Here is a 12,569-nt window from a genome sequence, read left to right as displayed (position 1 = left end):
TTTTTTAAGTCATCTCTTTTTATAAGCATGTTCTGTGATTTTTAAGGATGTCGATCACCCAAAACCAGTCACCATATTTGGGCGGGGCGGTTTTATCCTTTTAGTGCAGCGGCTTCGCTTGCAAGTTTGGTGATCCCGTCCCAGTCGCCGGCCTCAACCAATTCCTTTGGAGCAACCCACGATCCGCCGACACAGATGACATTTGGAAGCGAGAGATAGGTTTTCGCATTGGCGAGGCTGATGCCGCCAGTGGGGCAGAAAACGGTGCCAGCCAATGGTGATGACAATGCTTTGAGGAACGGCGCACCGCCGGACTGTTCGGCAGGGAAAAATTTCAGATGCGTGTAGCCTTCCTCGCGAAGAGCGAGCATTTCGCTTGGCGTAATGGCGGCAGGCAGCAGCGGCACATCGCTGTCATTGGCTGCGGCGATAATATATTTTGTAGTGCCGGGGCTGACAATGAAGCGTGAGCCTGCCTTGGCTGCATCTTCATATTGTTTGGCGTTGAGAATGGTGCCTGCACCCACGATCGCTTCCGGCACTTCGGAAGCAACGGCACGAATTGCGTCGAGTGCCGCAGCCGTGCGCAATGTGATTTCGATTGCAGGTAAGCCGCCTTTTGCAAGCGCTCGTGCTAGCGGAACTGCATGCTCGACCTTGTCGATCAACAGGACCGGAATAACGGGCTGGCCTTGCATGACGGGAGCAAGGAGATCTGTTTTCTGTGGCATGGACGCGCTCTTCTGCTTGGGTTTTAGTGGCTAAAACCGATTTAAGGTGCATCGTTCGCTTTGTCTACGGCAGGCTTTTCACAAGAGCTTTAAACATTGATAAGATGACTGGATTCAATCTGGTTAATTGTTTTCAGCTGTCCTGTGAAACAAAAAGACATGGCGTTTTCCGAGAAAGACTATTTGCCACCAGCCGCAAAGCTGATAACTCCTTCAGCCAGAAAGCTTCTCATCGGTATTCACAATGACCTTGCTCTTCATTTCATTTTTTGCAAGCGCCATTCTTTGTGGTGCCGGACTTTACATCTTATCGGTCTTCCTGCCGCGGTCATTCCTTGCCGCAGGTTTTAATCCGCGATCAAACCACAGCATCCCAGCGCAACAAATTGGTGGACTTGCTCTTGTTCCCGCAGCGCTCGCCATTCTGTTGATGTTTGGAGCGGACCTCGAAATCCCTATTGAATTGATAATCTGGTTGTCATCGGCATCCGCATTGTTGTGGATGATCGGTATTTTGGATGATCGGTTTGAGCTGCCCGTTTATCTGCGTTTTGGTTCGCAAATATTGGCCAGTTGCCTCGTGCTCTACGGTTTGGGGCCTGACTTCCGGCTTTTGCCTGCCTTGCTTCCCCATTGGTTTGAGGCGGTAATGATCGTCGTTTTTCTGGTTGCCGCCATTAACATTACGAATTTCATGGATGGCTTGGATTTGATGACCGTTGCGGGTCTCGGTATTCCCTTGATGGGGGTTGCCTTTCTGACGATGCTGCATCTATCGGGTATTGAAAGCGGAGCGCTTGCAGCGATACTGTCGGGTGGATTGTTCGGCTTTGCATTTTTTAACCGGCCACCGGCACGCATATTCCTTGGCGATTCGGGCAGCTTGCCGCTGGGCCTTTTGGCAGGCACAGCCTTGCTTTTGCTGGCACGCGAAACGCATGTCGTGGTCGCACTCATGCTTCCACTATATTACCTGCTTGATGCTGGTACGACGATCATCCTGCGCCTGATCGCCAAAGAGAATATTCTGAAAGCCCATTCAAAACATGCGTATCAGGTGGCAAAGAGATCCGGCTGGAGCGTGCTGAAAGTCGTCAGTCATATCGCGCTTTTAAATGTTATTTTGGTCCTGTGTGCCACAGCAATGTTGCATTTTGATCATTTGCTATCGCAGGTTATATTTTTGCTTGTGGCCGTTGTTGCCGTGCTGATCCTGCTGCTGGATCTGCGTGGGCGCTTCAGAAAGCTATAACGTCAAAAAGTACCTTGCGCACGGCATCCACATCTTCCGTTTCCATTGCGGCGCGCAATGCATTCAGGCTTGTTATCACATCTACATCCGCTTTCTTACCTTTTGGTGCGCGCATGATCTTTGGATGGCGGGTGGGCTGTGCATGTGATGGATCGTAGAAGAGTTCTTCATACATCTTTTCGCCTTCGCGAATGCCAGTCACTTCGATCGCAATGTCACCGTTGGGGTTATCCGCGTTGCGTACGGTGAGGCCTGCCAGAAGAATCATGTTTTCTGCAAGGTCGCGAACTTTCACTGGTTCGCCCATTTCCAGCAAAACGGTGTCGCCTGATTCAGCAATGGCACCAGATTGCACGATCAGTTCGGCGGCTTCCTTGATCGACATGAAATAGCGTGTCATGTCTTCATGGGTGAGTGTAATTGGTCCGCCATTGGTGATTTGCTCGCGGAAAAGTGGAACAACCGAGCCATTTGATCCCAGAACATTGCCGAAACGGACGGAATAGAAAGACTTTTTCAGGCCGGCATTTTCGGCGAGCATTCCGTAGTGGTATACGACGAGTTCTGCCCAGCGTTTGGTCGCGCCCATCACATTTGTAGGGCGAACGGCCTTGTCAGATGAAATAAGCACCATACGCTCGACATCTGTTGCAAGCGCTGCTGCCGCAACATTGAGCGTGCCGAAGACATTGTTGCAAATGCCGACCAACACATTTTTTTCCACAAGCGGAACATGTTTATAGGCAGCGCAATGGTAGACAGTATCGACACGATACTGTCGGATGGCTTTTTCAGGGGCGTGTATGTCTTGCACGGAACCCAGAACCGGGATCACTTCGCAGCCTGCAATCTGCTTGAGCTGTCGCTCCACCTGATAAAGAGCGAACTCACTTGATTCAAAGAGAACAATGCACTCGGGATTCCATTGAGCAATTGTCTGGCAAAGCTGGCTGCCAATTGATCCACCCGCACCCGTGACCATGATGCGATGTCCTTCAACGACTTCGCGCAGAAGATTGGTGTCCGGCGGTACAGGGGAACGCCCGAGAAGATCGTCAATCTCGACATTCCGTAATGCGCTGACCAGATATTTGCCCGCCGTCAGGTCGGCAATTGGAGGAAGAATGCGCGTGCTGACCGGCAAACGGCCCAGCAGACGAGCCAGTTCCTGCCTCTGTTCCTGCGACAATTCGGGTTCGGAAATAACGACTTGTTTAACGCCGTAATTCTCAATGAGTTCAGGAATTTGACTGGCGGGATAAACGCGCAGTCCCGTGATATCCATGCCGTTTAGTTTGTTGTTGGGATCGACAAATCCAATCACCTGGGTGTCGCTGTGGCTTCGCAAAGCGGCAGCAAGCTGACGTCCCGGTTCGCCAACGCCGATAATGAGAGCAGTACTGGAATAGGTCTTTGTGGTGTCTGCATGACGCAGAAGCCATTTTGCGCCAAATCGACTTGCAGAAATAAGAACCGTGCTCAAAAGCCAGTATAACAAAGGCACCGAGCGGGGCAGGCCTGAACCGCCATAGAGTTCCATGAGGAACACAAGCGCCACCCAGAACAGTGCAGCAATAGCGGTTGCCTGAAAAATCGGCCAGATGGAGCGCTCCGCAAGATAGCGGATTATCGCACGATAAAGTCCGAAGCGAACGAAGACGGGAATACCGAGAACGGGAGTTATCAGAATAAGAAAAAGCTGGGCTTGCGTGGGTACAAAAACGAAACCCAGACGCATGGCAAAGGCAAGGTAAGCACTGAGCAATAGCAGAGCACAGTCGCTTATAAGCAGGATGATCTGCTTACACAATCGCGGCAGGCCCGCAAGCCTTTGCCATGGATAGTTCAAAAGCATACGCAATATATCCTGTGCCTCACTCGCTAAGAGAGCAAAGCCGTTTTTAGCATCAGTTGCAACTGGCTAAAATACGCTCTCTCTTTGCTTGCTGGCGTTGAAAACAAACCACTCAGATCATCGTTATCATGAGTCCCGAATGGGAGCCATATCAATTGCTATTACAACAGCTTACCAAAAACTAAACCGGAAATTGGCCTTCGTTTCTTCACTTGGGAGCATTGTTGAGAGCGCATTCCGAAAAGCGTGAAACGGCTTTCGGATAAGATGCCCATTTAAACATTTCTTTAGAGCGCGTTTCGATCAGTTTCAATCACGTTAGCACGCGTTTTAAAGAAATATTGATGCCATGAAGGGCGGAAAGTCACTGCTTTTGTCGCGTTATTCGCGGTGTTTCGGCCCTGACAACGGGTAATTGACATGTTTTCCATTCTGCTTTAGAACAAAATCAACAAAAGTGCATTAAATACACATTTGTTGATTCGAGTATCTTAGGGAGGAAAAGAATGCTCAATCGCCGTACTCTGCTCGTGGCTTTTACAGCCCTTTCAACGTCTTTGATGTTGCCGTCCATCGCCTTTGCCGATGGGCTTAAAATTGGTTTTAGCCAAGTAACACTACAGTCCCCCTTTTACGTTCAGTTGAAGGAAGGTGCTGAGGCCGCTGCCAAAGCTTCGGGAAATTCGCTTGTCTTTCTTGACGCCAATGGTGATGTGAGCAAGCAAAACAACGATATTCAGGATCTCATCACGCAGGGCGTGGATGCGATCATCATTAATCCGGTTAATCCGGATGCAGTTGTGCCATCGCTTGAAGCGGCTGTGAGTGCCGGAATTCCGGTTATAACTGTTGACCGCAGTGTTAATGGCGAGGGTGTGACTGCGCATATCGGGCGCGATAACAAGAAAATGGGACAGCGCGTCGGGGAGGCCGTTCTTGCCAAGCTGGAAGCCGATGGCGTTGAAAGTGCCAAGATCATTGAAATTCAGGGTGATGCTGGTGGCGCGGTGATGATGGATCGTCGCGACGGTTTTCATAAGGCGTTTGAAGGCAGTAAGCACATGATTGTTGCCGGACCTTATGCTGAATATATAAGGGCCAATGCTGTGACAGCGATGCAGGACTTGTTGCAGGCTAATCCTGACGTGAAAGTCGTTTACGCACATAATGACGATATGGCGCTCGGTGCTTTGCAGGTCTTACAGGAAAGCGGCCGCAATGATGTGTCCGTTGCAGGTGTCGATGGATTGTCTGAAGCGCTTGAGGCAATGTCGAAAGGGGATCATTACATAGCAACGGCGCTTAATGATCCGAAATATCTGGGTGATGTAACCATTCAGGTTGCCGTTCAGGCGGCTGCAAAGAAAGATGTGCCTAAGTTCGTTGATGCCGGAACGGAGGTCGTCACAAAAGACAATGTGAGCAAGTTCCCGCATGAGGGCTTGTTTGCCGAGTACCGTCCAGAGGTTCTCGCAAAGTAATCAGTTCAATCTCAAGCGTTCCGGCAGGGAGCGCTTGAAGAAATAAAACGGGCCGCTGGTGTTAAAAAACAGCGGTTCGCGTGGCTGACTTTTGTCCAAACCTTGCCAACAGATCCACTTCAAATCTCAAAATGACTCAGGATTTTTCCATGCGCGCAGCAGTATTATATACGCCCGGCGATATTCGTATCGAAGATGTACCAGCCCCAGAGCTGCACCCGGGACATGTGATGATACGGGTGGCCTCCGTTGGTGTTTGCGGGTCTGACTTGCCGCGTATGCTCATCAAAGGTGCGCATAAAATGCCTATTATCTGTGGGCATGAGTTTTCGGGGCATATTACCGAGATAGGCGAGGGCGTTGAGGGTTTTGAGTTGAGTGAACTGGTGGCTATTCCACCCATGTTGCCCTGTCAGAAATGTGATCAATGTCAAAGAGGTCAGTTCTCGCGCTGCCGCGATTATGATTATTTTGGCTCACGCAGAGACGGTGCCTATGCAGAATTTGTCTGCGTTCCCGTAGAAAATCTTTTGAAGACGCCAAAGGGTCTTGATCCGCGCGCGGTTGCCATGACAGACCCGGCCTCCATTGCCCTTCATGCGATTTGGAAAGCCGGTGGCGTAACAATCGGTCAGCGCGGAGCTGTAATCGGTTGCGGTCCCATTGGTCTGTTTGCGATCCAGTGGATGAAACTGATGGGTGCAAGTGAAGTCGTTGCGATCGACGTTTCACAAAAGAAGCTTGACCTTGCCCGTGAAGCAGGAGCCAGCCACACATTCCTGCCGGAAGAGGATATTCCAGCAGGTTTGCTTTGCAACATTATTGTGGAAGCAGCGGGGCATCCATCATCGATCAATGCGGCGGTCAAATTGGCGGCTCCCGGTGGGCATGTCGTCTTCATCGGCATTCCGGTTGCTGATGTCACGCTGGAGACCAAAACGTTCCAGCATTTTCTGCGTCAGGAAATTTCGCTGCATGGTTCGTGGAATTCATTCGGCGCGCCATATCCGGGTCCGCAGTGGACTGTGACACTGGAGAAGCTGGGGTCGGGTGATTTGAAGTGGGAGTTCATGATCAGTCATGATCTGGACCTCTCGGAGCTTCCGGGAATGTTCGATAAATTCAAATCTGACAAGGCGCTGTTTTTTTCGAAAGTCATGTTTCGCCCCTGATTTTACGGGGCGCTAATATACCAATCGGGAGTTGGTATAGGGAGGATTTACATGACATATGTTCTTAGTTTTGATCTTGGCACCGGCAGCGTGCGTGCTGGTGTTTATGATCTTGCGCAGCGCAACATGGTGGCCGTTGCCGAAGTGCAATATAGCACAATCTATCCGCGTGCCGGGTGGGCCGAACAGCAGCCTGATGAATGGTGGGATGCGCTTTTGATCGCCGGTCGAAAGGCAATCGATAAAAGTGGCATCCATGATGTCGCCGCTCTGTGTGTTGCGACCACCGCGTCGACTGTCGCCCTGTGCACCAAGGATGGCAAGCCGCTGCGTCCTGCACTTTTATGGATGGATTGCCGGGCAACCGCCGAAGCACAGGCCACCAGTAAAATCGATCATCCGGTCATGGCTTATAGCGGTGGCGGGGATGCCGTTGAGTGGCTTGTTCCTAAGGCCATGTGGCTTGCACGCCATGAGCCGGAAATCTATGCGCGCGCTGATATCATTTGTGAAGCGCTTGATTTTATTAACTTTCGATTGGTGGGGGAGTGGGTGGGCTCGCGCATGAACGCGGCCTGCAAGTGGAATTACGATTCCTTCGCATCCCGGTTCGTCCCCGAGGTCTATCAGCAGCTCGGTATTGAAGAACTTATCGACAAACTCCCGCAGCGCATCATTCCTGTGGGAGGAACAATCGGCGTTCTTCAAAAGCACGTCGCTGAAGCGCTCGGTCTTTCTTCCTGTCCGATCATCGCGCAGGGCGGTATTGATGCCCATATCGGCATGCTGGGTTCCGATACGGTTGACGTTGGCTCAATGCTGGCAATTGGTGGCACGTCCAACGTGTTTCTCACGCATCTTTCCGGTTATGGTGATGTCAACGGTTTCTGGGGACCATACCCTAATGCGTTGCTGGTTGATTTCTGGCTTGTCGAAGCGGGTCAGGTATCAACCGGCTCCATTCTCAACTGGTTGAGCGGTCAGATTTTCGGGCTCAATGCGGAAGAACATCGGGCGCTCATTCAGCAGGCAAGTAGCGCACAGAAAGCTGGCTCCGGCCTGCTCACGCTTGATTACTGGATGGGGAACCGAACACCTTATCGCGATGGGCATTTACGCGGTGCCATGCTGGGGCTTTCGCTTGGACATGGCAGGGCCGATATTTATGCATCCGCCGTTGATGCTATTGCGCTCGGCTCGGCCAATGTTCTGCATTCTCTGGAAAAGCGCGATGTCACGATTGACCGTATCGTTATGGCGGGCGGCATTTGCAAGAATCCGCTTTGGCTTCAAACCACGGTCGATGCACTTGCGCGTCCTGTTCTGGTTGCGCAAAGCGATAATCTTTCGCTGATTGGTGCTTCCGTCAGTGCGGCACATGCTCTGGGCTTTTTCCCCGATCTCATGACGGCTGCAAAAAATTGCGCTGCATATACAAAGGAATTGCATCCCAATGCGGTGCGCAGCAGCTGGTTCGCAGATACATTGGAGCTTTATCGCGAAGCAACTGCAGCGCTGACTCCCACGCTGCATCGGTTGTCTGCGCGACAGGCAACAGGAGCTCCAATATGAACGACAGCCGTTTGAACCCTTCCGTCCGTCTTCCTTCCGACGAACAGCGCGAGCATCTCATGGTGCGCGTTGCCAAGCTTTATTACGAAATGGAGCGGACACAGAGCGAGATCGCCAAGGAGCTGGGGCTGACGCGCTGGCAGGTCGGACGGCTTATGACGGAAGCGAAAGAACTCGGTGTCGTCAGGATAGAGATCACGCCGCGCGCGCAGCGGCGGACCGAACTCGAGATCATGTTGCAGCAGCAATATGACCTTCTTGATGCGATTGTAGTACCGACGGGTGATAGCACCGATTCCAGTCTACTGATGGAAAGTGTTGCACAGGCAGCAGCCAATTATCTGGCCGCCATGCATCCCAAGCCAACGCTGATCGGTGTCTCATGGGGGCGCACCATGTCGGCTGTGGCCAAGTTCTTGCCGGGAAACTGGTGCCCCGGGTTGCATGTTGTTCTTGTGAATGGGTCCACACATCTGCATTCAACGACGGTCAGAACCAGTGCTGTTGCCGAAGAATTTGCCGCCGCCGCAGGCAATGGCAAAACCACTTTGCTGCCGGTTCCGGCCATTCTTGGTAAGAAAACCACGCGCGATGCGCTAGAGGAAGACCCGATTGTCGAACGTGTGATGGAACTGGCCGAACAAGCCGAAACGGTTTGCTTCGGCATGGGCGGGATCACGCATCAGTCTGTCCTTTTAAGCTCAGGCTACCTGACTGAAAGCGATATTGATCGTCTGCGTGACGCAGGTGCTGTGGGCGATATTCTTGGACGCTTCATCGATGGAAAAGGCGTCATCGTCGATAGCGCCATCGATGATCGTACCCTTGGTCTGCGTCTTGAATCCCTTTGCAAGAAACAACACAGCATCGGCGTCGTTTCCGGTCCCGAAAAACATAATATCGCCGTTGCAGCCCTTGCAGCAGGATACCTCAAGGTAATCGTGACGGACGAGGCAACAGCAAGACATGCCCTTGAGGTTTCAAATGTCCCATAGCGTTCTGTCCGTCAGCCATGTTTCCAAGCGGTTCCCTCCCAACATTGTTGCGTTGGAGCATGCTTCAATTGATATCCAAAAAGGCGAGATACATTGCCTGTTGGGCGCAAATGGCGCTGGCAAATCGACGTTTCTCAAGATTATTGCCGGTGCGCTGCGCCCATCCACCGGAACGGTTGCGATAGACGGAAAAATTGTTTCGCCAAGATCACCGTCGGAAGCCTCCCGCCTTGGTGTTTCGATGATTTATCAGGAGCTTGATCTGGTTCCGCAGCTCAGCGTCGAAGAAAACATGTTTCTTGGGCATGCGCCGGCAAGTTTCGGTTTTTTGAGGAAAAAGGATCGTCGGCGCAAGGCCATTGAAGCATTGCGGCGGGTGGGGGCGAATTTTGCGCCGGATGTGTGCGTTGAAACGCTTTCGGTCGCCAATCAGCAACTCACCGCAATCGCGCGTTCGCTGACCATGAATGCAAAAATCATTATTATGGATGAGCCCTCAGCAGCGCTGAATGAAACCGAACTCAAAAGCGTTTTCGAGGTTATTCGCGATCTGACGCGCCAAGGCGTCGCGATCCTTTATGTCAGCCACCGTCTTGGCGAACTGCGCGAAATCGGCGATCGCGTGACGGTCTTGCGCGGTGGAAGGACGATTGAAACTTTTGATTTGAGTTCAACCGGCGATGAAGCGCTGGTCGAGGCGATCATTGGCCGCGAGCGCTCGCTGGTGGAACGGCAGGAGCGCTCGCCGGTCGCCGGTGATGTGGCGCTGAAAGTAACGAGCCTCAAGGGGGACGAAGGACTTCATATTGAAGGGTTTGAACTGCGGTGGGGGGAAGTGAGCGGGTTGACCGGGCTTAATGGTTCCGGTCGCACGAGTTTTCTAAAGTCATTGTTTGGCGCGCGCGCTTTTCAGGGCGATATTCATTTGGATGGCAAGCCTTTCAAGCCGCGCTATCCGTCTGACGCCATTCAATCCGGCTTGGGACTGGTGCCGGAAAATCGAAAGACGGAAGGGCTTATCCTTCATGCACCGATCTATAAGAACGCAACCTTGCCTGCGATGCGTTCGCGCTGGCTCACACGCCATAATTTTCAGAAAGAACGCACGCGGCCAATTCTTGCCAGCCTTTCAACAAAATATGGTTCTCCCGAACAGGCGGTGATTCAGCTTTCTGGCGGCAACCAGCAAAAGGTTGTTCTGGCCAAGTGGATTATCAATGGTGCGCGCATCCTTCTGCTCGATGAACCCAGTCGCGGTCTTGATATCGGAGCCAAGGCCGATCTTTACAATCTGGTGCATCGTCTTGCCGATGAGGGGGCAGCCGTTATCGTCGCCAGCAGCGAACTCGATGAACTTTATTCTGCCTGCGACAGCATCTGGGTCTTCCATGAGGGCCGGATTATCGCGCGCTACGATCCTTCAAAAACCGATCGTGACACGATCCTGAAAACAACAATTCTGGGGGACAGTTACCATGTCCAGCACTGACACACCCTTGTTTGCCGTTCCCGAAGGCCGAGCTTCCTTGAGCAAGCGGCTGATCAATCTGGCAGTTGAGTATAATTTTATTGTCATTTTTTTGCTGGTTGTGGCGATTGCAGCAACCCTTTCCAGCAATTTTCTTACATTTGGCAATATCGCGAACCTGTTTCAGCAGGCGTCGGTTGTTGGCATCGTCGCGGTTGGCATGACATTCGTCATTCTGACAGGGAATATCGATTTGTCAGTGGGAAGTGTGGCGGCCTTGTGCGGCATGCTGGTCGCCGTGCTTATGGCTCAGGGCTATGATCCTGTTGTGGCTGTTGCTGTGACCGCCTTTGCAGGCATGGCTTGCGGCGCTGCCATGGGCGCCATTTCAGCGCTCGCTCAGGTGCCGAGTTTCATTATCACACTGGCAGGTCTGGTTTCGTTTCGCGGCCTGACATATTTGTTGACCGATGGCGTGCCTGTGAGCGGTCTACCGGCAGGCTTTGCAACGATCAGTTCAACGATGGTTCCCATTTTCCCCGGCTTTTCCATAGCCTCTATGGGAATAATCTTCATTGCGCTTTGTATCATCGCTGGTCTGGTTCTTCGCTATACGGTGTTTGGTGAATATGTCTATGCGACGGGTGGAAATCCTGAAGCAGCACGCCTTTCCGGCTTGCCAACCCGTGGCATGATCATTGCCGTCTTTGCAATTTCAGGCCTTATGGCGTCGATCGCTGGCATCGTGCTCACCTCCCGTTTGCGCATCGGACAACCCACGGCGGCACAAGGGCTTGAACTGGATGCAATCGCCGCCGTTGTGCTGGGTGGCACAAGCCTTTTTGGCGGACGCGGCAGCATATTGGGCACGTTCTTTGCCGTGATGCTGCTTCAGGTGCTCCGAAACATCTTCAATCTTCTCGGTTGGGGTTCCTTCTATCAGATGACGGTGACCGGGGTCATTATTGTCGCCGCCATTCTTCTCAACAGATTTATCGATCATAGAAAGGGCCGAGGATGACGGTCTCAATGCCTGCTAGCTCTACAATGGTTTCTTCCAGCGAGATTATGGCTGAAACGACCATGGATTTTCCCCGCAACACTGGCACTCTTCTCAAGCCTGACTGGTTTGAAGATGTTGTTGTGAACCGCAGTGCATCCGAGCGTCGCACGGTGAATCTGTCGACGCGCCGTTCGATCAAGAAAGAATATCAGGCCGCATGGCTTGTTCGGGCGGTGCAATGTATCGACCTGACCACGCTTGCCGGTGATGACACGGAAGGCCGCGTGCGCAGATTGTGCGCCAAGGCACGGCGTCCTGTGCGGGATGATATTCTTGAAGCGCTCGGCCTTGGCGATGCCGGCATCACGACGGGGGCGGTCTGCGTTTACCCGACAATGGTGCCGCATGCCGTCAAAGCGCTTGAAGGGTCCGGCATTCCTGTGGCCTCAGTTGCGACCGGCTTTCCGGCAGGGCTGACCCCACTGCCGCTGCGGCTTGCCGAGATCACCTATGCGGTTGAGCAGGGTGCCGATGAAATCGATATTGTGATCACCCGCGAGCACGTGCTGAAGCAAAACTGGTCAGCGCTTTATGACGAGATTGCCGCCATGCGCGAAGCCTGTGGCGAGGCGCATATGAAAGCCATTCTTGCAACCGGTGATCTCAACACGCTCACCAATGTCTATCGCGCGTCAATGGTTGCGATGCAGGCAGGCTCCGACTTCATCAAGACCTCGACCGGCAAGGAAGATGTCAACGCGACACTGCCAGTCAGTCTGACCATGGTGCGGGCTTTGCGTGATTATGGCGAGTTGTCCGGTCAGATCGTCGGCTTCAAGCCAGCCGGTGGTTTGAAGAGCGCCAAGGATGCATTGGCCTGGCTCATCTTGATGAAAGAGGAACTCGGCAATCGTTGGCTGGAACCGGATCTGTTTCGCCTGGGGGCTTCGTCGATGCTTGGCGATATTGAACGGCAATTGGAGCACTTCGTGACCGGACGCTATTCGAGCGCCAACCGTCACGCTGCTGCATAAGGATAC

General features: G+C 52.6%; 10 protein-coding genes. 8 read left to right on the top strand and 2 right to left on the bottom strand.

Annotation, left to right across the window (positions count from 1 at the left end; genetic code table 11):
* Positions 1-92 precede the first annotated feature (92 nt).
* Complete coding sequence (locus ABE527_RS16245) at positions 93-731, bottom strand: 2-dehydro-3-deoxy-phosphogluconate aldolase (RefSeq protein WP_265986796.1); 639 nt, start codon at positions 729-731, stop codon at positions 93-95.
* A 244-nt stretch (positions 732-975) separates the two neighbouring features.
* Here ABE527_RS16245 and ABE527_RS16240 point away from each other — a divergent pair, with 244 nt between their 5' ends.
* Positions 976-1,983: an MraY family glycosyltransferase gene (locus ABE527_RS16240; protein ID WP_499697560.1), complete on the top strand. Its 1,008-nt coding sequence runs from the start codon at positions 976-978 to the stop codon at positions 1,981-1,983.
* Here the strand turns inward: ABE527_RS16240 and ABE527_RS16235 are convergent.
* The gene (locus ABE527_RS16235) at positions 1,970-3,838 is read right to left on the bottom strand and encodes a polysaccharide biosynthesis protein (RefSeq protein ID WP_499697559.1); all 1,869 of its coding nucleotides are present in this window, start codon (positions 3,836-3,838) and stop codon (positions 1,970-1,972) included. The genes ABE527_RS16240 and ABE527_RS16235 overlap by 14 nt on opposite strands.
* Before the next feature lie 506 nt (positions 3,839-4,344).
* On the opposite strand from ABE527_RS16235, the gene ABE527_RS16230 reads away from it, so the two are divergent.
* From ABE527_RS16230 to deoC, 7 genes are all read left to right on the top strand, one after another.
* Positions 4,345-5,319, top strand: a complete 975-nt coding sequence (locus tag ABE527_RS16230) for a substrate-binding domain-containing protein (RefSeq protein ID WP_499697557.1) — start codon at positions 4,345-4,347, stop codon at positions 5,317-5,319.
* A 149-nt stretch (positions 5,320-5,468) separates the two neighbouring features.
* Positions 5,469-6,491, top strand: coding sequence for a galactitol-1-phosphate 5-dehydrogenase (locus tag ABE527_RS16225; protein ID WP_499697556.1), 1,023 nt, complete (start codon positions 5,469-5,471; stop codon positions 6,489-6,491).
* 51 nt (positions 6,492-6,542) lie between these two features.
* The gene (locus ABE527_RS16220) at positions 6,543-8,063 is read left to right on the top strand and encodes an FGGY-family carbohydrate kinase (protein WP_499697555.1); all 1,521 of its coding nucleotides are present in this window, start codon (positions 6,543-6,545) and stop codon (positions 8,061-8,063) included.
* Positions 8,060-9,058 (top strand): sugar-binding transcriptional regulator, encoded by a 999-nt coding sequence (locus ABE527_RS16215; protein WP_499697553.1) that lies wholly within the window; start codon positions 8,060-8,062, stop codon positions 9,056-9,058. The genes ABE527_RS16220 and ABE527_RS16215 overlap by 4 nt, the downstream gene beginning before the upstream one ends.
* Entirely contained in the window at positions 9,048-10,547 is a 1,500-nt protein-coding gene (locus ABE527_RS16210) for a sugar ABC transporter ATP-binding protein (protein ID WP_499697551.1), read from the top strand. Before ABE527_RS16215 ends, ABE527_RS16210 begins: the two co-directional genes overlap by 11 nt.
* Entirely contained in the window at positions 10,534-11,547 is a 1,014-nt protein-coding gene (locus ABE527_RS16205; RefSeq protein WP_265987044.1) for an ABC transporter permease, read from the top strand. Before ABE527_RS16210 ends, ABE527_RS16205 begins: the two co-directional genes overlap by 14 nt.
* Before the next feature lie 47 nt (positions 11,548-11,594).
* Positions 11,595-12,563: a deoxyribose-phosphate aldolase gene (gene deoC, locus ABE527_RS16200; protein ID WP_265987057.1), complete on the top strand. Its 969-nt coding sequence runs from the start codon at positions 11,595-11,597 to the stop codon at positions 12,561-12,563.
* Positions 12,564-12,569 lie beyond the last annotated feature (6 nt).

Source organism: Brucella sp. TWI432 (assembly GCF_039674445.1).
GTDB classification, from domain to species: Bacteria; Pseudomonadota; Alphaproteobacteria; order Rhizobiales; family Rhizobiaceae; genus Brucella; species Brucella chromiisoli.
This window is presented reverse-complemented; position numbering and strand designations above follow the sequence as displayed.